This window comes from Ruegeria sp. YTSA064 (genome assembly GCF_059610325.1).
Genome location: NZ_JBXWNK010000001.1, coordinates 330,315 through 356,635 on the forward strand (window position 1 = coordinate 330,315; position 26,321 = coordinate 356,635).

At 54.6% G+C, this 26,321-nt stretch carries 31 protein-coding genes, 1 tRNA gene and 1 pseudogene; 15 read left to right on the plus strand and 18 right to left on the minus strand.

Annotation, left to right across the window (positions count from 1 at the left end; genetic code table 11):
• Positions 1-10: 10 nt before the first annotated feature.
• The 3 genes from ppk2 to AC2FI7_RS01645 all read right to left on the minus strand — a co-directional run bounded on the left by ppk2 (position 11) and on the right by AC2FI7_RS01645 (position 2,489).
• On the minus strand, positions 11-940 hold the full coding sequence (ppk2, locus tag AC2FI7_RS01635) for a polyphosphate kinase 2 (protein WP_010439091.1): 930 nt from the start codon (positions 938-940) through the stop codon (positions 11-13).
• A gap of 179 nt (positions 941-1,119) precedes the next feature.
• A complete protein-coding gene (locus AC2FI7_RS01640; RefSeq protein WP_496815572.1) occupies positions 1,120-1,728 on the minus strand; it encodes a carboxymuconolactone decarboxylase family protein in 609 nt (202 codons plus the stop codon).
• A gap of 113 nt (positions 1,729-1,841) precedes the next feature.
• Positions 1,842-2,489: a TIGR02466 family protein gene (locus AC2FI7_RS01645; RefSeq protein WP_010439086.1), complete on the minus strand. Its 648-nt coding sequence runs from the start codon at positions 2,487-2,489 to the stop codon at positions 1,842-1,844.
• A gap of 251 nt (positions 2,490-2,740) precedes the next feature.
• Between AC2FI7_RS01645 and AC2FI7_RS01650 the strand changes: the two genes are divergently transcribed.
• The 5 genes from AC2FI7_RS01650 to AC2FI7_RS01670 all read left to right on the plus strand — a co-directional run bounded on the left by AC2FI7_RS01650 (position 2,741) and on the right by AC2FI7_RS01670 (position 7,509).
• Positions 2,741-3,319, plus strand: a complete 579-nt coding sequence (locus AC2FI7_RS01650; RefSeq protein ID WP_010439084.1) for a hypothetical protein — start codon at positions 2,741-2,743, stop codon at positions 3,317-3,319.
• Between the two features lie 36 nt (positions 3,320-3,355).
• Complete coding sequence (locus AC2FI7_RS01655) at positions 3,356-3,856, plus strand: helix-turn-helix transcriptional regulator (protein WP_010439082.1); 501 nt, start codon at positions 3,356-3,358, stop codon at positions 3,854-3,856.
• 270 nt (positions 3,857-4,126) lie between these two features.
• Positions 4,127-6,085, plus strand: coding sequence for a DNA topoisomerase IV subunit B (gene parE / locus AC2FI7_RS01660; protein WP_010439079.1), 1,959 nt, complete (start codon positions 4,127-4,129; stop codon positions 6,083-6,085).
• Positions 6,086-6,192: 107 nt separating this feature from the next.
• On the plus strand, positions 6,193-6,987 hold the full coding sequence (locus tag AC2FI7_RS01665) for a hypothetical protein (protein WP_010439076.1): 795 nt from the start codon (positions 6,193-6,195) through the stop codon (positions 6,985-6,987).
• Between the two features lie 240 nt (positions 6,988-7,227).
• Complete coding sequence (locus AC2FI7_RS01670) at positions 7,228-7,509, plus strand: hypothetical protein (RefSeq protein ID WP_010439073.1); 282 nt, start codon at positions 7,228-7,230, stop codon at positions 7,507-7,509.
• A gap of 59 nt (positions 7,510-7,568) precedes the next feature.
• Here AC2FI7_RS01670 and AC2FI7_RS01675 read toward each other — a convergent pair whose 3' ends face one another.
• On the minus strand, positions 7,569-8,339 hold the full coding sequence (locus AC2FI7_RS01675) for an alpha/beta hydrolase (protein ID WP_010439070.1): 771 nt from the start codon (positions 8,337-8,339) through the stop codon (positions 7,569-7,571).
• 33 nt (positions 8,340-8,372) lie between these two features.
• Here AC2FI7_RS01675 and AC2FI7_RS01680 point away from each other — a divergent pair, with 33 nt between their 5' ends.
• Positions 8,373-8,552 carry a hypothetical protein gene (locus AC2FI7_RS01680; protein WP_010439067.1) on the plus strand — a complete coding sequence of 60 codons (180 nt, stop codon included), beginning with the start codon at positions 8,373-8,375 and terminating at the stop codon, positions 8,550-8,552.
• A gap of 122 nt (positions 8,553-8,674) precedes the next feature.
• On the opposite strand, the gene AC2FI7_RS01685 is transcribed toward AC2FI7_RS01680, so the two are convergent.
• Genes AC2FI7_RS01685 through AC2FI7_RS01700 form a run of 4 tightly spaced genes read right to left on the minus strand, consistent with a single transcriptional unit; the run spans position 8,675 to position 12,449 of the window.
• Positions 8,675-9,709: a TRAP transporter substrate-binding protein gene (locus AC2FI7_RS01685; RefSeq protein WP_010439065.1), complete on the minus strand. Its 1,035-nt coding sequence runs from the start codon at positions 9,707-9,709 to the stop codon at positions 8,675-8,677.
• Between the two features lie 51 nt (positions 9,710-9,760).
• Positions 9,761-11,080, minus strand: coding sequence for a TRAP transporter large permease (locus AC2FI7_RS01690; protein WP_010439063.1), 1,320 nt, complete (start codon positions 11,078-11,080; stop codon positions 9,761-9,763).
• Positions 11,077-11,658, minus strand: coding sequence for a TRAP transporter small permease subunit (locus AC2FI7_RS01695; protein WP_010439060.1), 582 nt, complete (start codon positions 11,656-11,658; stop codon positions 11,077-11,079). Before AC2FI7_RS01695 ends, AC2FI7_RS01690 begins: the two co-directional genes overlap by 4 nt.
• Positions 11,655-12,449: an N-formylglutamate amidohydrolase gene (locus AC2FI7_RS01700; protein WP_010439057.1), complete on the minus strand. Its 795-nt coding sequence runs from the start codon at positions 12,447-12,449 to the stop codon at positions 11,655-11,657. Before AC2FI7_RS01700 ends, AC2FI7_RS01695 begins: the two co-directional genes overlap by 4 nt.
• A gap of 123 nt (positions 12,450-12,572) precedes the next feature.
• Between AC2FI7_RS01700 and AC2FI7_RS01705 the strand changes: the two genes are divergently transcribed.
• Both AC2FI7_RS01705 and AC2FI7_RS01710 read left to right on the plus strand, forming a co-directional pair.
• Entirely contained in the window at positions 12,573-13,442 is an 870-nt protein-coding gene (locus AC2FI7_RS01705) for a MurR/RpiR family transcriptional regulator (RefSeq protein WP_029621737.1), read from the plus strand.
• 81 nt (positions 13,443-13,523) lie between these two features.
• Positions 13,524-14,279: pseudogene (locus AC2FI7_RS01710) on the plus strand (hypothetical protein); the annotation flags it as partial.
• Positions 14,280-14,286: 7 nt separating this feature from the next.
• Here AC2FI7_RS01710 and AC2FI7_RS01715 read toward each other — a convergent pair.
• Positions 14,287-14,961 (minus strand): TIGR04283 family arsenosugar biosynthesis glycosyltransferase, encoded by a 675-nt coding sequence (locus AC2FI7_RS01715; protein WP_496815573.1) that lies wholly within the window; start codon positions 14,959-14,961, stop codon positions 14,287-14,289.
• A 73-nt stretch (positions 14,962-15,034) separates the two neighbouring features.
• Here AC2FI7_RS01715 and ygfZ point away from each other — a divergent pair, with 73 nt between their 5' ends.
• Together ygfZ and AC2FI7_RS01725 are read left to right on the plus strand one after the other, a co-directional pair.
• Positions 15,035-15,772, plus strand: coding sequence for a CAF17-like 4Fe-4S cluster assembly/insertion protein YgfZ (gene ygfZ, locus AC2FI7_RS01720; RefSeq protein ID WP_496815574.1), 738 nt, complete (start codon positions 15,035-15,037; stop codon positions 15,770-15,772).
• Positions 15,773-15,862: 90 nt separating this feature from the next.
• Positions 15,863-16,816, plus strand: a complete 954-nt coding sequence (locus AC2FI7_RS01725) for an ABC transporter transmembrane domain-containing protein (protein WP_010439045.1) — start codon at positions 15,863-15,865, stop codon at positions 16,814-16,816.
• A 34-nt stretch (positions 16,817-16,850) separates the two neighbouring features.
• Here the strand turns inward: AC2FI7_RS01725 and efp are convergent, their stop codons facing one another.
• The gene (gene efp, locus AC2FI7_RS01730) at positions 16,851-17,414 is read right to left on the minus strand and encodes an elongation factor P (protein WP_010439041.1); all 564 of its coding nucleotides are present in this window, start codon (positions 17,412-17,414) and stop codon (positions 16,851-16,853) included.
• A gap of 219 nt (positions 17,415-17,633) precedes the next feature.
• Between efp and AC2FI7_RS01735 the strand changes: the two genes are divergently transcribed.
• Entirely contained in the window at positions 17,634-17,954 is a 321-nt protein-coding gene (locus tag AC2FI7_RS01735) for a DUF6280 family protein (protein ID WP_008757056.1), read from the plus strand.
• Positions 17,955-18,018: 64 nt separating this feature from the next.
• Here the strand turns inward: AC2FI7_RS01735 and AC2FI7_RS01740 are convergent, their stop codons facing one another.
• Positions 18,019-18,567 (minus strand): cobalamin biosynthesis protein CobQ, encoded by a 549-nt coding sequence (locus AC2FI7_RS01740; protein ID WP_496833123.1) that lies wholly within the window; start codon positions 18,565-18,567, stop codon positions 18,019-18,021.
• Positions 18,568-18,648: 81 nt separating this feature from the next.
• Here AC2FI7_RS01740 and AC2FI7_RS01745 point away from each other — a divergent pair, with 81 nt between their 5' ends.
• Entirely contained in the window at positions 18,649-20,106 is a 1,458-nt protein-coding gene (locus AC2FI7_RS01745) for a cobyric acid synthase (RefSeq protein ID WP_010439031.1), read from the plus strand.
• Positions 20,107-20,109: 3 nt separating this feature from the next.
• On the opposite strand, the gene AC2FI7_RS01750 is transcribed toward AC2FI7_RS01745, so the two are convergent.
• The 3 genes from AC2FI7_RS01750 to AC2FI7_RS01760 form a co-directional block, all read right to left on the minus strand.
• Positions 20,110-20,859, minus strand: a complete 750-nt coding sequence (locus tag AC2FI7_RS01750) for a hypothetical protein (RefSeq protein WP_496815576.1) — start codon at positions 20,857-20,859, stop codon at positions 20,110-20,112.
• 73 nt (positions 20,860-20,932) lie between these two features.
• Complete coding sequence (locus AC2FI7_RS01755; RefSeq protein WP_010439027.1) at positions 20,933-22,351, minus strand: TolC family outer membrane protein; 1,419 nt, start codon at positions 22,349-22,351, stop codon at positions 20,933-20,935.
• 96 nt (positions 22,352-22,447) lie between these two features.
• Positions 22,448-23,101: a protein-L-isoaspartate O-methyltransferase family protein gene (locus AC2FI7_RS01760; RefSeq protein WP_010439025.1), complete on the minus strand. Its 654-nt coding sequence runs from the start codon at positions 23,099-23,101 to the stop codon at positions 22,448-22,450.
• A 225-nt stretch (positions 23,102-23,326) separates the two neighbouring features.
• On the opposite strand from AC2FI7_RS01760, the gene AC2FI7_RS01765 reads away from it, so the two are divergent.
• Positions 23,327-23,400: transfer RNA gene (locus AC2FI7_RS01765), tRNA-Cys, on the plus strand.
• A 68-nt stretch (positions 23,401-23,468) separates the two neighbouring features.
• Here AC2FI7_RS01765 and AC2FI7_RS01770 read toward each other — a convergent pair.
• The 3 genes from AC2FI7_RS01770 to AC2FI7_RS01780 all read right to left on the minus strand — a co-directional run bounded on the left by AC2FI7_RS01770 (position 23,469) and on the right by AC2FI7_RS01780 (position 24,907).
• Complete coding sequence (locus AC2FI7_RS01770) at positions 23,469-24,416, minus strand: site-specific integrase (RefSeq protein ID WP_496833125.1); 948 nt, start codon at positions 24,414-24,416, stop codon at positions 23,469-23,471.
• Positions 24,417-24,496: 80 nt separating this feature from the next.
• Positions 24,497-24,688, minus strand: coding sequence for a hypothetical protein (locus AC2FI7_RS01775; protein ID WP_024096637.1), 192 nt, complete (start codon positions 24,686-24,688; stop codon positions 24,497-24,499).
• 24 nt (positions 24,689-24,712) lie between these two features.
• Entirely contained in the window at positions 24,713-24,907 is a 195-nt protein-coding gene (locus AC2FI7_RS01780) for an Arc family DNA-binding protein (RefSeq protein WP_172623872.1), read from the minus strand.
• A gap of 33 nt (positions 24,908-24,940) precedes the next feature.
• On the opposite strand from AC2FI7_RS01780, the gene AC2FI7_RS01785 reads away from it, so the two are divergent.
• The gene (locus AC2FI7_RS01785; protein ID WP_496833127.1) at positions 24,941-25,306 is read left to right on the plus strand and encodes an Arc family DNA-binding protein; all 366 of its coding nucleotides are present in this window, start codon (positions 24,941-24,943) and stop codon (positions 25,304-25,306) included.
• Between the two features lie 2 nt (positions 25,307-25,308).
• On the opposite strand, the gene AC2FI7_RS01790 is transcribed toward AC2FI7_RS01785, so the two are convergent.
• The gene (locus AC2FI7_RS01790; protein WP_496833129.1) at positions 25,309-25,908 is read right to left on the minus strand and encodes a hypothetical protein; all 600 of its coding nucleotides are present in this window, start codon (positions 25,906-25,908) and stop codon (positions 25,309-25,311) included.
• A 200-nt stretch (positions 25,909-26,108) separates the two neighbouring features.
• Here AC2FI7_RS01790 and AC2FI7_RS01795 point away from each other — a divergent pair, with 200 nt between their 5' ends.
• Entirely contained in the window at positions 26,109-26,321 is a 213-nt protein-coding gene (locus tag AC2FI7_RS01795) for a helix-turn-helix domain-containing protein (RefSeq protein ID WP_170610065.1), read from the plus strand.

Genomic DNA, 26,321 nt, shown 5'->3' on the forward strand with positions numbered 1-26,321 from the left:
ACCCGACCCGTTAGCCAATTTTCACATCCGGATGCAGTGCCGTTCCAAGAATATGGTCCGAGCGATGAATCACATGATGCGCCTGCCCCACGATCAGAGGGTCAGGTTCAACAACAATCTCGTGATCCTTGTCAGGATAATCCAACGTCGACAAAAAGTGACGCATGCAATTCAGACGCGCGCGTTTTTTGTCATTGGATTTTACAATGGTCCAGGGCGCGTCGGCCGTGTCGGTGTAGAAGAACATCGCCTCTTTCGCCTCAGTATAGTCATCCCATTTACTCAGGCTGGCTTTGTCAATCGGCGACAATTTCCATTGTTTCAATGGGTCGGTTTCACGGCTCCGAAAGCGCCGTTGCTGTTCTTCCTGCGTGACCGAGAACCAGTATTTGTAAAGCTGAATGCCCGAGCGTACCAACATCCGCTCTAACTCAGGAGTCTGGCGCATGAATTCCAAGTACTCGTTGGGAGAGCAGAACCCCATAACCCGTTCGACACCCGCGCGATTGTACCAAGACCGGTCATAAAACACCATCTCACCCAAGGTCGGCAACTGTTGCACGTACCGCTGGTAATACCACTGCCCTTTCTCTTCATCCGTCGGCTTGTTCAACGCAACGACACGGGCCTGGCGTGGGTTCAGATGCTCCATAAACCGCTTGATTGTCCCGCCCTTGCCAGCGGCATCTCGGCCCTCGAACAACAACACAAATCGCTGTCCGGTTTCCTGTGCCCACAACTGAACCTTTAGCAACTCGGCCTGTAACTCAGCCTTCTGCGCTTCATAATCCTTGCGCGCCATCTTTCGGCCATAGGGATAGTTACCGCTTTCAAAAGCTTGCCGAATTTTTTCGAGCGTCGGCGCAGAGGCCTCCGCACTCGGGGCAGTTGCCGAATTAATATGAGGTGATTTCTGACTGATCTGGGGCGTAGCATCCATACATTCTCTCCTCGGTTTCCTGTCGAAGAGAAATCTAGCAGTTCGGCACAATCAGCGCTTTGATTGGTGTCAAACAGACTTGTGTTTTAACTGAGCCTCCGGGCAGGCGCGCCGATCTGCCCTTCATCTGGCCAAAAACATCTCGGGGAGCGCGAGGGGCTGGCCCCTCGCTCCTGTCCTCACCGATGGCCCCAATCATCCGGATTTTCCGAGTTGTTCGGCGACAGTCCCAGAACGTCCCCATCCGTCGAGCACCCTAACCCAAGTACGGTTCGGTTCGCATAGGAAAAGTACGAGCATACCTGATTGATCTCAAGAATCTCTCCATCATCCCAACCAGCGGAGCGCAAACGCTCAACATCGGCTTCAGTCAAATCCGCCGGAGCTTCGGTCAGTAGACGTGCATAATACATCGCAGCAACCTGCGCCGTGTCCAAAGGCGCCTGCCCCGGTTCGCCTGCCTCAATCGCCGCCCAGATCGCGTTCCCTCGTGCTTCATCCTGCAACAACCGCTGCAGACCCGCGAAATGATGCTCGACACAATACCCGCATCGGTTCAGAGAGCTGACCCACACGCCCAGCACCTCAAGAAACCACTTCGGGATAACGTTGCCAGAATGATGCAGTACAGCCTTATACATCGCCATATGGCCTTCCATCGAGTGCGGGCGCAGGCTGTGCGCCATCATGATGTTGTCCACATTGTTGTCCGGGCCGGTGACCCGGTCATAGAGTTTGCGCAGCCTGCCCGTCGCCTCGACATAGGGTATGGTCTTGATCCAGCTCATTTGGGTTCCTGTTGTCGTAACTGATTAATGTCCACAGACTAGGAGTGCTTTGAGCAGGTGGCGAGACGAATTCGACATGTATCCGTTAGATATCGTTTGCGCAGAATGAAATACTACTTGCTTCCTGACGTTTTCAGCGTGCCTGACTTAGGGCGACGAAAAGTTGCGTTAAACGCAACGGTTACACGGCTGTCCTCGCTTTGATTTGGGTGGACCCAATGGGTCAGATAGGATGGAAACAGGATCATTTCACCCGGAGATGGGCGCAGCTTCTTTTTATTCCGAAATGCACTCGCCTCAAGTATCCGCCAATGAGGCAACTCATTCCGAGGGTCGAGAAATTCAATCATTCCAGACGAACCTTCTTCGACCTCGGGTTGAGAGACATAGTATACACCTGACCAATGCGCTCCGGGGTGCGTATGTGGTGCATTGTAACCGCCGGAGGGATTGGCGTTCATCCAGCCGAACAGTTTCAGACGAAGTTCGTCCGGTTTAACCTTGTCCGAGACCTTTCGTGTCATCTGGAAAACCGCATCTTTTGCTGCGTCGCGCAAAGTCTGAATGGCCGGCGCATCGCGTTCAAATAGATTCCCTCGTGAGTGCCAACCCCCGCGATTGGACTTTGAGACGCCTTCATCTTCCTCACGCATCTTTTCTGCCTCAAACAACAACGCCGCATTTAATGCTGCGCTGTTGGGCACTTGGAATCGCATCATTGGAGTGGAGAAAAGCTTCTCGAATTTCTTGGCTTCGGGCATGTCCTTGGCGTTACCTTCAACTAAACTGTTGGTCAAAATATTCAGATCACCCCGAGCGCACCTGCAAGAGTCTTCCTTGCCAGATCTCCTAGGGCTTTCCAAACCCACACCTTAATACTTTACGTGCGTTACCCCCTATCGTTGAGGAAATAGATCTTTGGTTCAAGTATGGCGAAACCATCCAAAGTTATATTCCCAGCTTCAGCGGCGAGTGCTCTAAATTAATCAGCAAAATTGTTGAGGATAGGAACATGAACAAGAAAACTATGGGTCTTACGACAACCTTTGTTTTGATGGCTACAACAGCACTCTCGCAAACCACCAAACAAGACGTCATCGACGAGCTTACTGAACAAGGTTTCCAGAGAATTGAAATAACAAACACGCTTTTTGGGAATCTCCGCTTTGAGGCAACTGGGCCTGGGATCGAGAGAGAAGTGGTATTGGGAAAAGATGGAACCATCGTCCGCGATCGATCTGAGCGTGACGATGAGTACGATGACGAAGAAGACGACGACAGAGATTTTGACGATGAAGATGATGATGAAGGATTTGATGACGAAGAAGATGACGGCGAAGGTGATGATAGCGAACGTGACGACGAAGGCGATGATGGCGAGCGTGACGACGGCGGCGAAAGCGACGGCGAAGGCGACAACGGTGGCGAAAGTGATGGCGAAGGCGACGACGGCGGCGAAAGCGATGGCGAAGGCGACGACGGTGGCGAAAGCGATGGCGAAGGCGACGACGGCGGCGAAAGCGATGGCGAAGGCGACGACGGTGGCGAAAGCGATGGCGAAGGTGACGATGGTGAGGGAGATGATGACTAAGGTGTATTTCCGCTTGCCCGCAAGTGAGTCTCAAGTTTGAACAATTGGTTTAACAAGGACGCCATGTTCAAGGCGGGGATCGCTATATATGCGATCTCCGCATTTGCGTTTGCGGCTGAATTGGTTGGCGAAATCACCGGATATTATCTTTTCTCTGCGAGCTGGGTGGTGCACGAAATCACCGCGCTCATCACCCTGTTCGGCTTTGTTATTGGGGGGGTGTTGATCTGGCAGAGCCACAAACTTTTTTTGCGGCGACATCAGGAGATCAAGCATAGTCTTCAGATGGCTCAAGGTGAGTTTTTCCGGATGCTAGAGCTGCAATTCGACCGCTGGAATCTGAGCGCTGCGGAGCGAGATGTTGCACTACTCACTGTGAAGGGTTTGTCTGTCGCAGAGATAGCTAAATTGCGTGAGACCAGTGAGGGCACAATTAAGTCGCAGAACAACTCCATCTACAGAAAGGCCAATGTTAAATCGAGAACGCAACTTTTGTGTGTTCTGATTGAAGAGCTATTGATTGAAGAGAAAGAGTGAACTCCTCAGTCCTTCGAATCTAGTTTCTTAAGTGTTCTGAAAGCCCGTCCGGAAATCGCCTAAAAGCAAACGTTCAAGAGCGTTTAAAGCAGAGGCTAAGCGTGCTTACAAAGTCCCGTTCTCGCGTAACGCAACAAGCGGTTGATTCAATGCCGCAAAAACTGCTCAGATCAATCGCAGTTCAAAACACCCACAACACCTCGCGTCCCTCTTCCCCCGGACCACATCACCTGCCATAATAGGGGAAACTCAAAAACAAGAGCAGCACCCATGCCCGACGATCTGTTGACGCCAGAAGCGACCACAACTTATGACGCCTCGTCCATTGAGGTGCTCGAAGGGCTGGAACCGGTTCGAAAACGGCCCGGCATGTATATCGGTGGTACCGATGAGCGTGCCTTGCACCATATGGTGGCCGAAATCCTAGACAACTCGATGGACGAAGCCGTAGCGGGCCATGCCAACCGGATCGAGGTCGAACTGCATTCCGATTACGCCCTGACCGTACGCGACAACGGGCGTGGTATCCCGATCGATCCGCACCCCAAGTTCCCCGACAAATCGGCGCTAGAGGTCATCCTGTGCACCTTGCACGCGGGTGGAAAATTCTCGGGCAAGGCTTATCAGACCTCGGGCGGTTTGCACGGCGTGGGTGCGTCTGTGGTCAATGCCCTATCGGATTCGATGGTCGTGCAGGTAGCGCGCGACAAGCAGCTGTTCGAGCAACGCTTTTCACGCGGTATCCCACTGGGCCCCGTCGAAAAGGTCGGCGCGGCGCCCAACCGGCGCGGCACCACTGTCACCTTCCATGCGGACGCCGACATCTTCGGCCATCACAAGTTCAAACCCGCGCGGCTGTTCAAATCCATCCGCTCCAAGGCCTACCTGTTCTCGGGCGTCGAAATCCGCTGGAAATCTGCCATCGATGACGGTGAAACGCCAACCGAGGCCACATTCCACTTCCCCGGCGGGCTCTCTGACTATCTTAAAGAAACTATGAACGGCTCGTCCACCTACGCCGAGCAACCCTTTGCTGGCACCGTGGACTTTCAGGAGAAGTTCAACGCCCCCGGCAAGGTCGAATGGGCGATCAACTGGACACCGTCGCGCGATGGGTTCATCCAGTCCTACTGCAATACCGTCCCCACCCCCGAAGGCGGCACCCATGTGGCCGGGTTCTGGGCCGCCGTCCTCAAAGGAATCAAGGCGTATGGCGAGCTGATCAACAACAAGAAGGCCGCGCAGATCACCCGCGACGACCTGATTACAGGCGGCTGTGCGCTGGTATCCTGCTTTATCAGTGAACCGGAATTTGTTGGTCAGACCAAGGATCGCCTCGCCACTGTCGAGGCGCAACGGCTGGTCGAAAACTCGGTCCGCGACCATTTCGACAACTGGCTGGCCGCGGACACCAAATCCGCCGGCGCCATTCTGGACTTTCTGATCTTGCGATCCGAGGAACGCCTGCGCCGACGGGCCGAGAAGGAAACACAACGCAAGTCCGCCACAAAAAAACTTCGTCTCCCCGGCAAGCTGGTGGACTGTTCCAGCTCAACACGGGACGGAACCGAATTATTCATCGTCGAGGGCGACTCAGCGGGCGGTTCCGCCAAGATGGGTCGCAACCGCAAAACGCAGGCGCTTCTGCCCCTGCGCGGCAAAATCCTGAACGTGCTGGGCGCGGCCAGTTCCAAGCTGGGCACCAATGCCGAGATCAATGATCTGACCCAAGCCTTGGGCGTTGGCCTCGGCACCCGCTTCAACGTCGATGACCTGCGCTATGACAAGATCATCATCATGACCGACGCGGATGTGGACGGCGCGCATATCGCCGCTCTGCTGATGACATTCTTCTTTACACAGATGCGGCCCATGATCGACGCGGGCCACCTCTACCTCGCCTGCCCGCCGCTGTATCGCCTGACCCAAGGCGCCAAGCGCGTCTATTGTCTGGACGAGGCCGAGCGGGACGAATGGCTGGAAAAAGGTCTGGGCGGCAAAGGCAAGATCGACGTCTCGCGCTTCAAGGGTCTGGGCGAAATGGACGCCAAGGACCTGAAAGAGACTACGATGGACCCGGCCTCGCGCAAACTGATCCGCGTCACCATCGACGAGGACGAACCCGGCGAGACCGGCGATCTGGTCGAGCGCCTGATGGGCAAAAAACCCGAACTGCGGTTCCAATACATTCAGGAAAACGCGCGGTTTGTTGAGGAGCTGGATGTTTGATTTTGTGCTTTGAGAAGTGAGCGTCGAAGATTGTGCATCGTCAGTCTAAATGACGCTAAAACTCTTTAGTTCTATCCCTTATAGATTCACAATTAGTTGTTAAAAAAATGAGAAAATTTAAGTTCAATATCGCAGCAGGTTCAATACTTCTCGCCTTCGCAACAGCCGCAAGTTCCGAGCTGTCAAAACCTGCGTGTGATTTCATTGAACTCTATGAGAGCATTGAGGGTGAGGGTTCCTTCTCAGACTTGGTCACGCATATGCCACATGACGTTGAGTACTGCCACTTGGCTGATGGCTGCGACAATGGACTGAAGAAAAGAACAAGCCCCATACAAATTACTATCGAAGATGGTGGTTCTGAGGAAACTAGAAAGCTATTTAATGTTAACTTGGCATACACCGTTAACATAGTGAGCCACTTGTCGGGGCTAAAGTTCTATCTTGATGAATATCCGGATACAGTAACAGGATTCATCCATGTAATTTTGGTTGGCGACTCTGAAGAGATAGATCAAACTACTCTGGTGCCAGAGTTTTTTGCAAAATTCCTGAAATCCGAAAAGCTAACCTGCCTCGCCACGAACTTTGACTGGCACAACGCTGATATTGAGTATTCCGAGGTTTGGATCAAAACATCGATTTCACCAAAGAAGTTTGCAAATTGTGTGAAAGAAGAAATTTTCAACGCAAGTGGCGTGCCGGGAGATCCGTTAGGTTTGGATTCCTTGTATTCGGAAGACACGTTCTCAAGTGAGACCTTTGGCCCCCCCATATTTCAAAATTTCGATGCCCGGCCTCTGATCGCCATGCAGTTAATATATCTGGATGAGATGGTGAATGGGCAGAGCCGCGCTCAAACAGAAGAGACGGTAAAACGTGTCATCGATGAATTCTGCTAGGCTCACGCAAGATTTCGCGCCCGCCTTGAGAAGTAGGCTAGGAGCGTCCATGACGCAAATCTCCGAGGATTGGTTGAATGGCGCGGAAGGTCTCCACAAGCGACGCATTAACACGCCCCTTGCCTAACCCGTTGATCCCGTTCACACTTACCCTCAATCTGTCATCCAAGAACGAGTTTTGAGGTTCCGAGCGTCCAAGACCCAATTGACCACCATCACATTTCCGAACGGGAGGACGACATGAAAACACTAACCCTCGGGCTGGCCCTGACCCTGCTGGCCTCGGCAGCCCCCGCGCAGCAGATGCTCAGCACCGCATCGCCCATTCCAGACGGCGCCGAGACGCGGTTTTGCTACTATGACGGCATGGCCTATTCGCCGGATGCGTTCGTCTTGCTGACCGGTGACAATACCGTCACCTCAACCATCAGCACGCGCGAGGAACGCTTGCTGCGGTGTCATCGCAATGACGATGGCTCTCTGGTCTGGAAACCGCAAAGCACGTTTCAAACCAACAACTGACGTAGGATAGGTTTCCAACCCATCAAAGCGTACCGGGAGCGATGGGGTGAAACCCCATCCTACCCCAATTTCTGGTCCAGCCAATCGGCGATCTGTCCGGCTGGGCCTTCCCAGCCCGGTTCCATGAACAGAAAATGCGCGTGGTTCTCGACTGGCAGAAACGTCGAGCGATCTCCGTAAAGATTCGCCAGCGCACGGCAGGTGTTGGGGTTCACAGCCCGATCCTCGGTGCCTGAAACGATCAGAACCGGGCAGTCGACCTTGTCGATATCCACCTTCATCGCGTGGTGATCGTCGAACATCCAGAAGAACATCTCGAACATCACCCGCCCGCTTTCCGGGCCGAGCTGGTCGAACACCTCATGCTGCTGCGCCTCGGGCATCTTGTTCAGCGCAAAGGGGGCCATCAGGTCGAAATCGACGCGCATGGACTGTTTCCAGAACGCCCCGCCCTCCATCAAAGCGCGCGGCACAGCACGTTCGTCGTCAGTTTCAGGCAAGGTGCCCCAAGCCGCGTTCGGGTTGATCAGGACAATTGCGCTGGCCAAACCGCGAGAGGCCACCTGTTGTGCCACTACCCCCGCGATGGCATGGCCCAGCAGCACCGGTTTGCTGTCCAAACCCTGAACGAATTCAGCTACGTCATTAGCGTAATCCAAGACGCTGGTTTCGGTCAGGCCCGGATCGGGTTCGGCGTTAGGGTCGCCGCCATGATACCGCAACGCAGGTGTGTGTACCGACCAGCCACGTGCGCGAAAGAACTCCGCGTAATCCTGCATGCACCACGGCCCGGCAAAAGCTCCGTGGATCAGAACAATCTCTTTTGTCATGAAAAACTCCCTCACCTGTGACCAATATGTGAGGTGAAGGACGAGGTCTGCAAGCCCGTTACTGCACTGCGCTCAAAGGACTGGGGTATTGTCCCCGGTCCGTTGGATGGCATTCGGGTCGATGAAGGCACATTCGACGAAGTCTGGCTGGGGTATTGGAAACGTTCGGATGAATGCGTCTCGCAGGCCCATGTTGGTAGATTGTGTGCCTGACAGAGCGCCGCGCCCGATGTCGCAGGATCAAATAAACTCGTCCAGTTTGATTGATAATTACCAACGAAAATTTTTTGCGCAGTTGCGACCGGCCCGCTCGCTCGCGGACCGGTCGAGTTGGGTCAGCCGTAGCGATAGGGCCGACCGGCCTTTTGCATTTCGGCGTTATATTTCTTGAAGATTTCAACAACCTTGGCCTTGGTCTCGGATTCAGCTGCAATCTCATCCCAGAATTTGACAGCCGCTTCTTCGACCTGCGCCCATTCGGCATCTGGAATTGTGGTCAGTTGCATCTTGGTGCCATTGACGCGAAGGTTGGCTTCACCACCCCAATACCACCACTGGCGATAATAGTGCGACTGATCACAGCAAGCGCGGAACAACGTCTGCAAGTCTTCGGGCAGTTCGTTCCAACGGTCCATATTGGCAAAGAAGTGACCCGCCCAGGCGCCCGATACGTTGTTGGTCAGGAAGTAGTTGGTCACATCGGCCCAACCGACGGTGTAGTCTTCGGTAATGCCTGACCACGCGATGCCGTCCAGCTCTCCGGTTTGCACCGCGACTTCGATGTCTTCCCACGGCAGGGTCACAGGAACCACGCCGAACTGCGACAGGAACCGACCCGCCGTCGGGAAGGTGAAGATGCGCTTGCCCTTCATATCCTCCAGCGAGTTGATCGGATCCTTGGTGGCAAAGTGGCAGGGGTCCCACGCGCCGGCACTGATATGCTTCACGCCGACCTTGGAATATTCCTCATCCCAGATCTCGTTCAGGCCCCACTGGTTAAACAGAACCGGTACATCCAGCGAATAGCGCGAAGCAAATGGGAAATAGCCGCCGAAAACAGTGACCTCGGTGGGTGAAGCCATCGAGTCATCATCCGACTGCACCGCATCGATGGTGCCCTTCTGCATGGCACGGAACAGCTCTCCGGTGGGCACAAGCTGATCGGCATAGAACAGCTCGATCTGCATCCGGTCACCTGCGATCTTGTTGAACATCTCGATGGCTGGATCGATCACATGGGCCGCAAGCGCTGGCCCCGCATAGGTCTGCATCCGCCATGTAATCGTACTTTGCGCCAGCGCCGGTGCGGCCAATGGTGCAGCTGCAACCCCCACCCCGGCAGTTTTCAGAAACTTACGTCTTGTCGTCATGTCAATTTCCTCTCCGTTAAAGTTCAAGTGCCCGTTTGCCGGGCCTTCTGGTTAATTTCCGTAAACATATCCGGGCAGCCAAAGCGCTATTTCCGGGAAGATCATGATTATCGCGAGCGCCAGAACCATTACGCCCACAAAAGGAAAGATCGAGCGATAGATATCGCGCAGCGTAATCTCGGGCGGGGCCATCGCTCGCATCAGGAACAGATTGTAACCGAACGGCGGCGTCATATAGGCGATCTGGGTCGTGATCGTATAAAGCACGCCATACCAGATCAGATCAAAACCCAATGCCCCCACCAGCGGTACATATAGCGGAGCAACGATGACGAGCATCGCGGTATCATCGAGGAACGTGCCCATGACGATAAAGCTGAGCTGCATCAGGATCAGGATCATCCATGGTGAAAGATTGAGTTGTTCGGTGAACAGATTGTCGATGGCCTTAACCGCACCCAATCCATCAAATACGGCTCCAAATCCCAGCGCGGCCAGAATGATCCACATGAACATGCAGGATATGGCCAGCGTTTGCTTGGTGCAGTCCTCAAAGATTTTCCACGTCATCCGGCGTTTGAGAACCGAGGCCGCTAAAGCCGCCAGCGCCCCGATCGCTGAACTTTCAACAAGCGAGGTCCAGCCATTGACGAAGGGGATCATCATGGACGCGAAGATAATCAGCGGCAGAGCGCCTGCCCCCAACAACCGGATTTTTTCGGCCCGAGGCACTTCGTGCGCGTCCTCCATCGCTGGGCCGAGCTGAGGTTGAATGCGACAGCGTATCCATATGTAGAGGATGAACATTGACGCCATCAGCAGCCCGGGCACAATACCGGCCAACCACAGCTGACCCACAGGTTGCCGCGCGATCATGGCATAGAGCACTAGAACCACGGAAGGCGGCACGAGAATCCCCAGGCTCGATCCGGCTTGAATGACCCCGGTCACCATGGTCTTGTCGTATCCGCGCCGCAAAAGCTCGGGCAAAGCAATTGTCGCCCCAATGGCCATTCCGGCGACACTGAGGCCGTTCATAGCAGAAACCAGAACCATCAGCCCGATTGTACCGATCGCAAGGCCTCCGTTCACCGGCCCCATCCAAACGTGAAACATGCGATAGAGGTCGTCAGCCAGGCGGCTTTCGCTCAGAACATAACCCATGAAGATAAACATCGGCAGCGTGAGCAGCGGATACCACTTCATCAGTTTCATCGCGGCCGAAAAGGGAATATCCTGCCCGCCTGTTCCCCACAGTGCCAGCGCCGCAATCGCCGAAACCGCGCCGATGGCCCCGAAAACGCGCTGGCCTGTAAACAGCATCAGCATCATTGAGGCAAACATGAAAATGGCGATATATTCCTGACTCATGCCCGGCTGACCCCGATTTCCTGCCCGTTGATCCGTGCGATGTCTTTGAAGAGTTCAGAAATTGCTTGCAGCAGCATAAGAAAGAAGCCGAACACCATAATTGCCTTGACCGGCCAGATATAGGGCCTCCATGCAGTCGATGAGCGTTCAAGTCTCCCGATCTCTTCACTGCCGGTCAGAAGACCTGTGAAATAGGAAACCGGTTCATCGCCCCAATAGCCGAGGCTGTAGGCGGTCGAACCAAGTCCACCGTAGAACAGCACGCCAAGATATAGGATCAGTAACAACACCGTGCAGGCGTCGAACCAAGCTTTCCGGCGCGGACTCCAATTGTGATAAAACAGATCCATCCGTACGTTCGAACCCAATTGGATCGAGTACGGACCTCCTATGATGTAGTAGGTCACCATTGCAAACTGCGCCATTTCCAGCGTCCAGAGCGAAGGTAGAAAGAACGTTTTCGAGATCGAGGACCACAGCAAAATACCCATCATCACAAACAGGCCCCACATCATGACCCGCCCGATCCGATAGTTCACCGCATCAACGATGCGCACATATGCGGCCATCATTTTCATTGCCGCGCGCCCTCGCTTTGGATCGCGCTCATCGTGTTTTCGATCCAGTGCACCAGATCATCAGCAATCGCTTGTTGTTGTTCAGGCGTCTCGATCAGATCATTGCGAATTTCGATCATGACGTTCAGCAAACCTCTTGGTTTCGCGTGAACATCCAGCGTATGTGCTACGCCATCGCGGGCTGAGTATGGCTCATTCAGGCGCGTCTTCAGCGGCAGGTCTGCAGGGGCCTTTTCCAGCATTTTCAACGCAAAGCGCTCGTCTTCGCCATGCAATAAGCCCAATTCGACGGTCCGTTTCTGTCCCCGATACACGGGCGTAAAGCTGTGTATTGTCACCATCAACTCAAGTGTTTCGCGATGACGATCCAACATTCCTGCAAGTTCCAAACAAAATGGCTTATAGACCTCATCGACTCGGGCCTTGCGATCAGCGTCGGACAGGGAGGCGTTGCCCGGAATGGCGAAATCCTCGCTGTTAGCAGGCATCGCATCGTCGGCTTCAGGTGGCCGATTACAATCATAAACAAGCCGCGAAACGCCTCCGTAGATCAATGAAGCAGACATTTGTCGTGCCATAGCCTGCGCGACAGGCAAAGCACCCGGATCCCATGCGATATGGCTGCGCAAAGCATCCGCGTTTAGACCCAAGTCCCTCAATTCTTTGGGTATCCGGCACGATGCATGTTCACAGACCACGATGACCGATGGGCTGCCCGCCGGTTCGCGTGCGTGAACAACTGGTCCAAAATCCAGATCCCCGACCGGCGAAAGGTTGTTTTGCGATTCCATGGGGAAAAATTTCTACACCCAGCCTTAACCTGTCAATAATTTTCCTGTAAAATATTCCACACAACCGTTTCAGATGTCAAAAATTGCACATCAGATGGTGGTCAACCAAAGAGGATGTAATCCGTGCGCGTAACTGAAAGACTCCTTGCCCATCGCGAAACGATGACCCCATCGGAGCGGCAATTGGTGAATGTGCTGCTGGATGATTATCCAATGGCAGGTCTTGGCAGCATTACGGAACTCGCAAGCATCGCCTCGGTTTCAACCACGACAGTCGCGCGTATGCTGCAGAAAACCGGATTTGTCGGCTATCCTCAGTTTCAGGCCGCTATCCGCAGCGAAGTGAAAGAGATGATCTCGGGTCCCGTTGCCAAGCGGGATGTCTGGCAAAATGATCTGCCAGAGGAACATATCCTAAACCGCTATTCCCGGCAGGCGCTGGACAACCAACGGCGTTCAATCGATGAGGTGGCTCCGGAAGAGTTCGACAGCTTTTGCCGCCTATTGTGCGATCCAGATCGACGCATTTTCATAACCGGAGGACGCATTACCGGGACGCTGGCGCAGTATCTGTATCTGCACCTGCAAATGATACGACCCGACGTGAAACTGCTATCAGATGCGGCCTCCTGGACTCATGATCTGCTTGAGGTGCGTGAAGGAGACGTGTTGGTGGCCTTGGATGTGCGGCGGTACGAAAACACCACGCTGCTGATCGGACAGCTTTGCCATGAACGAGGCGCCGAGGTCGTGCTGCTGACGGATCAATGGCGTTCGCCGATCCATCGGCTGGCAAAGCACACATTTGCAGCGCGTATCGCGGTTCCGTCTGCGTGGGATTCCATGGCCTCGATCCTGGTACTGTTGGAATGTGTGATCGCCGAAATGCAAGAACGTCTGTGGGACAGCGTGAAAGAACGTACGGAAGAGCTTGAGCAGGCATTCGACAGGACCAAACTGTTCCGCAAATTCGGCCAAAGCTCGGGATCCTGACGCCTTTTTCGTGGTGTCATGAGATACAACTGCGCGTGAACACTATTGTCTGAACAACCTCAGACCGTACATTCTGTACACATGACATTTATTGCCGACAATCAACTACCGTTGCTTATTCTTTCGTTTCTGATCGGCCTATTGGGAACGGGCTTCTTATTCCGGAAGCCAGCGGGACATCGAGCCTGGAAACTGGCAGATCTTGTCTGGGTGGTTTTGGGCGGGATCGGCGCATTGGTCGCCGTACTGGCGGGGCTCTATACATCAGACAGTTCACGATTGGATCGGCAAATTGACGTCGCTTATGCTGCAACTTTGGCCTTCGACCGCGATGCAGCACGCTTTCGACTGCGGTTTTGCGACCCGGCATATGATCCCGATACCGCCGTTTTGTGTGAAAAGGTGGAATTTTTGTCTGCCTCGACCGCCAGCAATGCGGATTTACCGCTCTTTATTGCGGTCACAAACGAAGTTGCACCGCTGCAAGGGCTGCATTTTCTGTTTGGCCGGACATCAAAGGACGAGATGGAAGAGGCTCGCGATATGGCCGCTAAGGCCGATGCTTTTGATATCCAGCAGTTTCTGGTGTTCACCTCTCTGGATGAAACCACGCAAGCCGCCGTTGACAACATGCGCCGCAAAGTACCTGCCATCGCAGGCGACTACCTGATCCTCGCCCAGAGCTATGACGATCTGATTGATCAGGTGGGCAAATTGAAGGAGGAATGGGAATATCTGCAGGCCAATGCGCATATTCTGGTCTTACAGATCATCGCCCTATGTCTGGTCAGTTTTGCGGCCCCGTTTCGCCTAGGGAAGTCCATTGTTGAACTGCGCACCGCCTTTATCCCCGATATGCCTTCGCCAACTTCGCCGGATCAGCCCCAAGAAAATAGCGCGCCAATGTCCAGAGATTCCGCGCACCCCGCCGAAACCAGCCCTGACGGATATAGCGTTCCGCATTCGTAACCGCATTCGCTTCTAACAGCACCGAGCGCGGCAGGGCGCGAACCAGGGCAACATCTTCCATCAATGGCTGATCCGGATACCCACCCGCCGACAGATAGGTCTGGCGCTGGACCAACAGTCCCTGATCGCCGTAAGGCAACCCGAACAGGCGGCTGCGCAAGTTCGCCCAGCCAGCAACCCAGAGTGGGGCCACACCCTTGGCGCGGAACCGCAAACGAAAGGCCGCAGGTTGGCCTGTGTTCAGATGTTCTGCAACCGCTGCGGTCCAGCCCGGTTGCAACTCGGTATCCGCGTGCAGGATCAGCAACCAGTCAGCCTTGGCCTCAGCGCATCCCCTCCGCAATTGCCCGCCGCGTGATGGGGCGCCTGACACGATCCGGGCCCCTGCCTCATCAGCGATCTCTAGCGTGTGATCATCCGAACCAGCATCGCTGACGATCAACTCGCGGATCAGTCCCTGTTGCAGACCTTCCATCAGCGATTGCAAAGTACTTGGCAGCTCCTGCCCTGCATTCAATGTCGGGATTACGATGCTGATTGGGGCGGACACGTCTGATACCCTCTGGTCATGGCGGCGCGTTCTCCTATATCACGAGGCCAGACCAAATGACGAGGATCAACCCATGCCCAATCGCCGCATTCTGCGCCTGACCGGCAAGGATACAGACAGCTTTCTGCAAGGGCTGATCACAAATGACGTACAGCGGTTGAATGAGGGGTTGGTCTACGCTGCCCTGCTGACCCCGCAGGGCAAGTATCTGGCTGATTTCTTTTTGAAACGGGACGGATCATCGGTTCTGCTGGACGTGGCAGAGGATCTGGCCGACGCGCTGAATAAGCGCCTGGCGATGTACAAGCTGCGAGCTGATGTTGCGATCGAAGCGACCTACCTCAATCTGCAGCGCGGCACAGGCCCCGCGCCAGAAGGCGCCCTGCCCGATCCAAGGCATCCCGATCTTGGCTGGCGCGGCTATTCTTCGGCACCGGAAGACGAAGATGGTACAGACTGGGATGCGATCCGCGTACGTCATTGCATTCCAGAGACAAATATCGAACTAACGCCAGACAGCTATATACTTGAAGCCGGTTTCGAAGCCCTGAATGGCCTCGACTTCAAAAAAGGTTGCTATGTTGGTCAGGAAGTCACCGCGCGCATGAAGCACAAAACCGAACTGCGCAAAGGCTTGCGTATTGTTGAAATTAAGGGCGCTGCACCGATCGGAACCGAGATACAGTCTAGTGGGAAGCCCGCCGGAACTTTGTTTACGCAATCCAATGGCAAGGCTATTGCCTATCTGCGCCTTGATCGCGCCCAAGGGGACATGCTGGCGGGCGATGCGATCGTGCGTTTGACCGACTAACCCCACGGATAGCCACGCGCCACGTTTTCGCTGGAACCCATCGCGCTGCGCGGTAACACTGGCGCCGGAACTGCAAGAGGGATGTAAAAGATGTTCCGGCTGTATCGGGCAATCTGGCGGGCCAGTGCGGGCCGGCAAGTAATACTAATCTTGCTGTCATTGGCAGTTGCAGCGCTGGCTGCAGTTCCGCTGGAATTTCAGCGCGACATCATCAATCACCTGACATCCGCAGATGTCGGGGTTGAGCGATTGTTGACATTGGGCGCTGGCATGATGGCTGTCATTTTGCTGAGCCTTGCCCTGAAATGGGTGCTGGGCTACCGGGCGGGCACTTTGGGCGAGGACCTGATCCGCCTGATCCGTCAACGCCTGTTGGTGCGCGCAGCTGATCTCAACCAAACCGGAGAATCCTTTCGCAAGGGAACCATGAGCACTGCCGTCTCTGCCGAGGCTGAAGAGCTTGGTAAATTTGCAGGCGGCGCCTTTTCCGACCCCGTTGTTCAGATCGGAACGTTGATCAGTGTGATTGGCTATATCTCATCCACACAACCCGGTCTGGGTCTGATCGCGTTTTCGATGATCCTTCCACAAATCATCATTGTTCTGGTCTCGCAACGGCGCGTGAACGTCTTTGTCGCCGAACGGGTCCGTATCCTGCGCAATTCAACCGACCGTTTGACGACCGAGGATATCGAGGCTGTATCTACAGATATCGACGCACTGTTTGATGACATTTACGAAACACGCCGTCGCATGTTCATCTGGAAATTGTCTGCCAAATTCTTGCTGAGCGTTATCAACGGTGCCGGGACGGTTGGCATCTTGATGCTTGGCGGATGGCTGGTTTTGCAGGGGCGTACGGACGTCGGCACCGTGGTTGCTGCCACCAGCGGGCTAACACGCATACAAGGTCCAACCGCATTCCTAATCGCATTCTATCGCCAAGTCAGCGCCAATCGCATCAAGTTCGAATTGATGCTTGAACTGTTCGGTCCAGACCCCGAGCGATACCGGCGACCGCGCAACAAAAAAGACCGCACCTAAAGGATGCGGTCTTTCGAATGTGGTTGGAACAAGCTTAGGCGCGTTCAGAATATTCCATGGTTTCCGTATTCACGATGATCATTTCATCCTGACCAATAAACGGCGGAACCATGACCTTAACGCCATTGTCCAAGATTGCAGGTTTGAACGAGTTTGCAGCGGTTTGCCCTTTGACGACCGGTTCGGTCTCAACAATCTTGCAGGTCACCTTTTGCGGCAGCGTCGCATTCAACGCCTCGCTCTCGTAGAATTCGACAACAATTGTCATGCCGTCCTGCAGAAACGGGCGGCGCTCGCCCAGCAATTCCGACGGCAGCTCGATCTGTTCGTATGTCTCAGAATCCATGAACACCAACATGCCATCGGATTCGTACAGGAATTGCTGATCTTTTTGCTCAAGCCGTACGCGCTCAACCTTGTCCGCAGAACGAAAGCGTTCGTTCAGTTTTGAGCCATTGCGCAGGTTGCGCAGTTCGACCTGCGCAAAAGCACCGCCTTTACCGGGCTTTACGTGATCCACCTTAACAGCCGCCCACAGCCCATCGTTATGCTCAAGCACATTGCCGGGGCGAATTTCGTTCCCATTTATCTTGGGCATGACTTAAATCCTTCACAAACGGTTGATGCGTCAGTTGTTGTCCCTATATCTGGCGTGACCACACCTGACAAGACAACGAAACTTAGTGCTGCACATGCAGCGAGCCATGCAAATGACGCAACGTAGTTATGCAATTTAGGTGTATCCGAATCGCATGTAATAGGTCATAAGGACCGTCACGCCGAAAATTGCAAGAGCAAGAAAAACAGGAAAAACGAGATGAGAGATTTCGTTGACGGCACTGCCTTCAATAACGAACAAGGCAATCGTGCACGCAAACTTTTCGCAGCCGTTGTACTGGCTGCCCTAGATGATGCCATCGCTGACGACAAGAAATACGGCAATGGGCCAGAACAAATTGCCCGCTGGGCCCGTTCGCGCGATGGTCGCGAAGTACTGTCCTGCGCCGGTATCGACCCCAATGAGCGGGTTGTTGGTGGATTGATGGAATTCGTCGGTCGCGGCGTCCGGACTTCGGTGGCTCTGTCACGCGAAGAAAGCGAACGCAGGAATGCGGCTCAGCAGGCCGAAGCGGCCTGATTGAACCCCGCATCCGATTGAAAAAACGCGCCCTGACGACGGGGCGCGTTTTTCATTGACCAGGCTAAAAGTACATTATCCATTGCCTTGCAACCCAGAGCTCGGCTGCAAGAAAAACTGCAATAAAGAGCTTAGCCCCTATCGAAAGGCCGCGTTGCCACAGCACCGCATAGGCCGCCAAACACACCGCCATGGATATGGGCGCGATCCAAATGGCGTGATGCGTACTGTCCCAATAGCTGATGGGGCTGTCGAAGACCCAAGAATTGAGCGGCCAGAATTGTGGCCGACCATCTCCTGCGTGCAATAAGAAATCCATCACCAAGTGCAGCAGCCCTGCGGACGCACCTATGGTCAATAGGTGCCAACCTCGCCACAGCCCTAGGCCAAGCGCGGTTCCCCACACAAAGAACGAGTTGTCGACGGCGAACACCGTTTGCCAGGCTGGCGAAAAGTAAAGCTGGTCGAATACAACCTGTGCCGGGATGTTCAGAATATACAGCGAGGCACTTGCCATCACATACAACGACAAGTCCGGCAACACCGATCCAAGTAACGCTGCGCATAATGCGGCTCCTTGGGCTGGGCGTGCAAAAGCGGCGGCGCCGATCAAAAGATGCGCAGGTGTGTTCATAGGGGGCTTTTCCTTTGCCCTTAAATCAGGTCATCTGCGCGTCAACATAGGAGACAGGCCATGGCGCGGTCCATCATGATTCAAGGCACCGGCAGCAATGTCGGAAAATCGGTTTTGGTGGCCGGACTGGCACGCGCATATACCCGACGCGGGCTGAGGGTTGTGCCGTTCAAACCACAGAACATGTCGAACAACGCCGCTGTCACCGAAAACGGCGGAGAAATCGGGCGCGCGCAAGCCCTGCAGGCGCGGGCGGCGAAACGGCCGACGCATACCGACATGAACCCGATCCTGTTGAAGCCAGAAACCGACACAGGCGCGCAAATCATCCTTCAGGGCAAGCGCGCAGGCACAATGAAAGCGGGCGACTATCGCAAAGATAAATCCAAGCTTCTGGGTGCAGCTTTGGAAAGCTTCGGCCGGTTGTGCAGCGACGCCGATTTGGTGCTGATCGAGGGCGCAGGCAGCCCGGCTGAGACCAATTTGCGCAAGGGTGATATTGCCAATATGGGATTTGCGTGTGCCGCTGACGTTCCGGTTGTTCTGGTCGGGGATATCCATCGTGGCGGAGTGATCGCCCAAATCGTTGGAACACAGGCAGTCCTGGACGCAAGGGATCTCGAGATGATCCGAGGCTTTGCCATAAATCGGTTCAAAGGCGACGTGTCCCTATTTGATGAAGGTCGCGATGACATCGCGGCCCGGACCGGTTGGCCCTGTGTCGGCGTGGTGCCCTGGTTTCACGATGCATGGAAGCTGCCCGCCGAGGATATGATGGATATTCGTTCTCATGCCGGAGGCGCGTGCAAGATCGTTGTGCCTCAGCTAGAGCGGATGGCGAATTTCGATGATCTTGACCCGCTGTCGGCAGAACCGGGTGTGACGGTAGAGATCATTCCTGCCGGCCGCCCCCTGCCCGGCGATGCCGATCTGGTGTTGCTGCCCGGCAGCAAATCCACGATTGGCGATCTGGCCTATTTTCGAGCGCAAGGCTGGGACATAGACCTCTATGCCCATGTCCGTCGGGGAGGACACGTTCTGGGCCTTTGCGGCGGATATCAGATGCTGGGAAAAACCATCGCGGATCCGGATGGCGTAGACGGTCGCCCAGGTCACGTCGAAGGTTTGGGGCTGCTGGATGTCACCACCACTATGGCCGGTGAAAAGCAGGTTACATTGCGATCAGCGACCACCCTACCCGGTAAGGAACCTGTCAGCGGTTATGAAATCCATATGGGTAGGACCGAAGGTCCGGATTGCGCCCGCGCGTGGCTGCAGGTCGGGGGGAGGCCAGAAGGTGCCGCCAGCGCCAATGGACGCGTACGCGGCAGTTATTTGCACGGGATTTTCACATCAGACGCGTTTCGCGCCAGCTATCTGTCCGGATTGGGCGTTGTATCAGAAAACGCCTATGAAGACGGCGTCGAACAGGTTCTGGACGACCTTGCCGACCATCTTGAGCGGCACATGGATTTGGACCTGCTTCTCTCGATGGCGCAGACACCAAATCGGGGCTGAGGATTAGTCTCGATCCCCAGCGGCCAATGCGCGCACAATTTCACGCCGAACCATCTTGCGCAGGTTCTTGGTAATCCGCTCGCCCAATGCGCCTTGCAGCTCCTCTCGGACGATCTGCGCAACAAGCTCGCGCAACTGCTGCGCCTCAAACACCGCACCGGTGGGCTTTGGTGTCGGATCCGCTTTGACCGAACGATCGCGTATGAACACGGCCTCTGTTTTGGACTCTGTGTCAGGTTGTGCGACTTTAGACTGCGCAAATCCCTTGTCCACTGGCCACTCGACAGCCTTTGTCTTTGTACCAGAGTACTCATCGTCGCTTTCACCATCCGGTTCCCACTGATCTTCAGTCCGGGCGATCGCGGCTTCCAAGGCTTCGATTTTTGCGCTCAAACTCCCCGCAAGGTCACGCTTTGGTTCTCCGGTGCTGACCTCCGCATGTTTGGCAGGCACAACATCGTTGGGCTGCAAACGCATCGGTTCGTCTGGGTTGTCAGGCGTATTCGCGGCCTGTCTTTCTGCCTCATCGCCCGCGCTGCTATGAGGCATCAACTTCAGAGGTGCCCGCTTCTTGGCAATCAGCGGTTCCTCGCTGACACGCAGGGCGTCGGTCAAAACCAGCCGCCCAGGCTTGGACGCCGGGGGCGAAGGGACAAAGATAAATTCCGATTCGCCACTGGCGTCTTCGTCGACCATTCGTTTAACCGACGAGAGAACGTCCTGAATATTGGCGTTTACAACACGATCCGACATATTTTTCTACCGCTCTAACCTTGGTTCGATTGTAGCCAATCAAAACCATCGCCACAACAGGTAGCGATACTGTTTAATCCCGGCGCAATGCCTTGAGCACCCGATCCAAATCGCGGCTTTGCTTGCTAACCTGCGATGGCGCCTTTTTGACGAGGTTGTAATACAAGGTCGGGTCATAAATCTGCACCGCCAGCCCCAAACGTTCTGCCGTCAACAAACCCTGCGCCTGCAGCAACTCATACGCAGCACGAGACCGCTCAGTCCGAGACGCAACTTCAGCCAACTGTGCGTCCAACAAATCCTGCTGAGCGTTCAGAACATCCAAAGTTGTACGCGCACCTAGCGTCGCTTCTTCGCGGATACCGTCAAAGGCAACTTGCGAGGCGCGAACACGCTCGGTCGAAGCCCGCAAGCTGGCCGTAGCGGCCTGAAATGCCGCATAGCGATCCGCAACTCCTTGCGTGATGTTTTTCTGTACATTCAGCAAATTCGCGCGAGACGCGTCACGCGTTGCCATCGCCCGACGCACTGCAGCCGCCAGACCACCGCCAGCATAGATCGGCTGATTGAAATTCAACGAGATCGTTGCATCGTTGATATAGTCATCGTTGTCATAGCTCTCGGTAATACCTGCATCAGCATTCAAGCTGACATTCGGTCCAAGATTGGCTCGCTGTTGCTGCACGATCAGATCCAGCGCGCGAACCTGATGCTGCGCCGAAAGTATAGCCGGGTGGTTACGCTGTGCCAGATTGACAGCATCGGATTCCGAACGCGGCAGATTTGGCAACCTCGGCTGGCCAGCCGTCCTTCCTGGCGTTTTGCCAACTGCATTCACGTATTCAGCCTGAGCAATGCTCAGGTTACCACGGGCAACGGCCAAGTCCGCTTGCGAACTGGCCAACTGTGCCTCGGACAGCGCAACGTCTGTACGTGTCACTTCACCAACCTCGAAACGGTCTTGCGAGGCACGGAGTTCCTCGGCTGACACTTCCACGTTGTTTTGGCGGATCGCGACAGTTTCTTCCTGCAGTAAAACACCTAAATAAGCATTCGCTGCACGAATTAGGATTTGCTGTTCGATATCGATCAAAGACTGACGCGTGGAAAGAACGGTTTCCTGCGCCGATTGCTTGCCCAGAACCGAAGCGCCACCGTCATAGATCAACTGGCTAAGCGTAAGGCCCGAGAAAAAACTGGAGGGTTCGGTCGTGTTGATTAGGCTGCTTGTATTGGTCCGCGTGTAGTCGCGGCTAACACGCACCGTCCAGTTGATGATGGGACGTAATGCAGACAGCGCAATTGCGACGTCTTCATCCGCTGCCCGCAGCAATGCACGGTTCTGTTCGAGCAGACCGCTGGTATTATACGCACCGATAAACGCATCTGTCAGATTGTCAGCCCAAACTGACCGTCCGGGTATTGCACTAAACGCAATACCAGCAGCCAAAGTGAGACCTTTGAGCAGCTTTCCTGTCGTCGTCCCGCGCATTACCAAATCCTCTCAAAGCGAAATTACGCAACCACCGGAGCAGTTTGCGCCGGTGTTTTCAAGTAATCAAGGCATCAAAAATACTTCTATTGCCAACTATAGCGAAAATGCACACTCAGCGCAAAACGCGGGCAAAACCGGAGCGCTGGCATTAAACGCATAGCGCCACGAAATCCGGCCTGCAGCCTTAATACCTACCCGCACAGTCCCAAGACTGCCCTCCATGAACAGGCAGACGATCCGTCCACCATCCTTGAGCTGATCCAGCAGCGTGGCGGGCAACTGCTCAACACCGCCCTGAACCAAGATTACATCATAAGGGCCATGCTCAACGGCACCCATTTCGAGAGGGCCTGTGTGAACAATTGCATTATCTGCATCGGCTTCCATCAGAAGTGTCTGCGCTTCTGCCGCCAAATAGTCTTCGGATTCCACAGCCACGACTAACTCAGCCATTCGCGCCACAATCGCAGTCGAATAGCCCAATCCAGGTGCAATATCCAAAACCACTTCATCGTTGGAAATATTCACTGCATCCAACATCTTGGCCAAAGTTCTGGGCTCCAGCAGGCAACGCCCGCCTCCCAATTCAATCAGATCGCCGACATAGGCTGCCTCGCGCTGCGAATCCGGCACGAAATTTTCACGTGCCACTGACAGCATCGCATCAATGATCGGGAATTTTGTCACATCCGAGGGCCTGACTTGAGTATCAACCATCGTAAGACGCCGGGCTGCGAAATCTGTCATTTGATCGCTCAATCCTTGTCATTCTGCTTATTGGCTTGTGCCACATCCGCCTGCCAGCAGCAACGGCTCAGACGGCAAATTCGGGCGCGGCAAAATGATCATATCAGAGCGCTTCGGAATTTCGTACAAGAGCAGAAACAATCGCACTTAAAGCTCTGGACGTTCACTCAGAAAGCTGTTAGAACGCCGACCACACCACAGCAAGTATTTGATATTGCTTGAAAAGGCGAGTTGGCGGAGTGGTGACGCAGCGGATTGCAAATCCGTGTACACCGGTTCGATTCCGGTACTCGCCTCCAATAAAATCAATGACTTGCGTCATCCTTCCTCTCCTTCACTGCCATTTTTGAAACAACCGTTGAAACTTTCACGTTTCGGTCTTGCTTCGTTCCATTTGATTTCTTGCCTCTTGAGCGCGCTTCGCGAGCTCTCTTTGCCGGATCGGGCCACCGTACTTTTTCAGCATCTCAACGCCTGAGTGGCCGGTAACAGCCTTGACCATCTCGTCATCACATCCTGCCAAATACAGCTCGATCGTCGCATTTTTCCTGAGCCCGTGGGTTTTGTAGTAGCTCGCCTTCTCGTGCTTCATCTTCTTTTTGATGGCACGCATTTCCTCGGCAACGATACGGTAGCTCACTGGTCGACCTTTCGCGTCGGTCACAACAGTGCCGTCCGTTCGTGCGAGCCCGTCGAGATGGGCTTTCAAGCGGTCGGTGAGCGGGATCCACAACGGCTTGTCGGTTTTTCCCTGCGTAAAATCGAATCCTTCATCGGAGAAGTGCTCCCACTTCATCTTCACGACATCGCCAATTCGTTGGCCTGTACCAATGCAAAGCTCATAGACCAGCCGCGCCCTTTTTGAAGCCAGCGCTTCGAACTCGGCCCGAACATCATCTGGCCAAGGCTCCCAGCCGTCGCTCTGCTGCTTGAAAAGCGGAATACCCTTCGCCGGATTGCCGTGCTCTTTCTTGATGAAGCCGATCAACCGGGCGTGATTCATCAGGACGACCATGACCTGGACAAGATAGTTGGCTTGCCGCCAATGATCCGCATTGGCGCGGTGCAGTTCGTAGATGTGATGGGTTTCGATCCTCGCGGGGTCTTTGTCGGCCCAGATCTCTCGAATATGGCTGATATACCGCCGATAGTCGGATCTGGTACGGGGCTTCAGCTTCTTGTAAGCGTCGCTTTCGTAGTAGCTGAGAATCAACGCCTCAAAATTGCGTTTCACCGGCGCAGGCGCTGGTTTTCCCTTCAGCAGGCGATTGTAGTGATCCCAAAATTCCGGGGTGCCCGCTTCCTCGTGCATCATGACCGAGATACCGCGTGAACGCCGGATGAACCGGAGATACCCCCGGTCATTGTAGACGTATTTGGGCAAGCTCTTGCGAGTCATTCGCCCATTCTCAGGTCACTGTTGAGAAAGTCGTCTGCCGCCTCTGGCGCGACCATGTTGGCATCGACGATCACGCTGCCATCGGGCTTGATCTCGAATTTCGCGCGCTGCCAGCCTGCCTCCCGCGCCTCGCGGATAAAGGCAGAGGCTGCCTGTTTCGCCTTTGTCTGTGCACTTGCTTTGGTCATCGTATCGGTACCCCACTAACCCTGTTAACAACGCGCATTATCACCCTGATCCATATTGATTTTTCCAACTGATCCAAGCGTGGATCGCCTGTCTTTCGCTGCCCGAATGGCACGGATCACTTCTGAATTTTGGGAGTTTCCATTTCGATCAGACTCCGCCTTGATCCACTCTTTAAGCTCTTGCGGAAGCCGAAGCTGCATTGGTTTACGACTGTTCATGAAACGCCTCCAGGTTGAAACCATAGCCCGTTAGTGGCACTTAGCCACTATTGCGTCAATCGATTTTTATGGCACAGTGCCACCATGCCAGAACAAAGCTCTCAAAATCAGGATAAATTCATCGTGCGGCTGCCAGATGGCGTGCGCGATCGAATACGCCTCGCAGCTGAGGCCAACCATCGCAGCATGAATGCTGAGGTCGTTGCCCTCCTCGAAGAAAACTACCCGGCTCCTGTGCCGGAAAAATTGGATGACCCCGCAGCGAGGTTACTCTTCTGGCTTGCCAAACGCATCCGCCGAAGGAACCCGAAGCCAGGGACGCCAAGGGACAAACAAGCCGCCCTATATGAGCGAATTGCGGGCGATATCGCGGAGCGTATGAAGGACATCGGCGACTAGCCCTAGTAGGCCACCCACTCATATCCATGGTTGCCTTCGTGATCTTCCCATTCGACACCGACCCCGCGCCGCCAATTTGATGACGAACAGCGCCGTGACGGCAGAACCCATTTCGGGGCAGCTGCTGGTGTCGTGCGCTGCCAACCGAATTCGCCCTGCGTGCCGTAGGTCCCGAGACGCATGTTGTAGCTCTCAGAGCAATCATCGTCGCGACCGCGCTCGCGATGGCTATAGTACCGCACATCCCAGACGCGGATCGAGCGGACAAAATCAAATTCCAGACCGCTAATGTCGATATCGGCACCGCTTTCAGCCACCTGAGCCTGAATAACCTGGGCGAGTGTCTGACCATTGTGGTTGCTGACCTCCCAGATCTTCGGGGCCGTGCTTTGCAAAGGCGCACGCTCAGAAACACCCATCGGACAACGCCAGATTTGCAACGGCGGCTCAATCGGCCAGGGCGTGATCCGGCGGATAAACACGGCACGGGCATGGGCACATTCTGCTGATGCAGGCCACCCACCAGCCAGGCAAAGCAGAATGGCGCAGTCGACCTGATAGGCTTTCGCCGCCTGCGGAACCACGCTGCAGAAAAGAGCCATCACGGCTCCAACAACCCAATTCCTGATGAACCAGCACCACATATCAATAGTTTCCTTTTGATTACATTACTGCATTATTGACACATTACTTCCTCCCTCCCCCTCTACACCATACGCGAGCATGCCCTTTGTGAGGCTCGCGCGCGTTTTGTGGAATATATTCCGTAGAGCGGTTCTTGTGATCTGGCCGAATAGAGGCCATGAAATTAAGGGAACGAGTAGGGTTAAATGTCCGGAATCTCAGAAGTTCCAGAGGATTAAGCCAAGAACAACTAGCGTTAGCTGCGGATGTGGATCGCAGCTATATCAGCGAGATCGAACTCGCCAAAAATTCAGCATCAATCGATGTTCTGGAGCGGATTGCGGATGCTCTCGGCGTCGATCCCAAGGAATTGTTTAACGAGAGGGGCTAG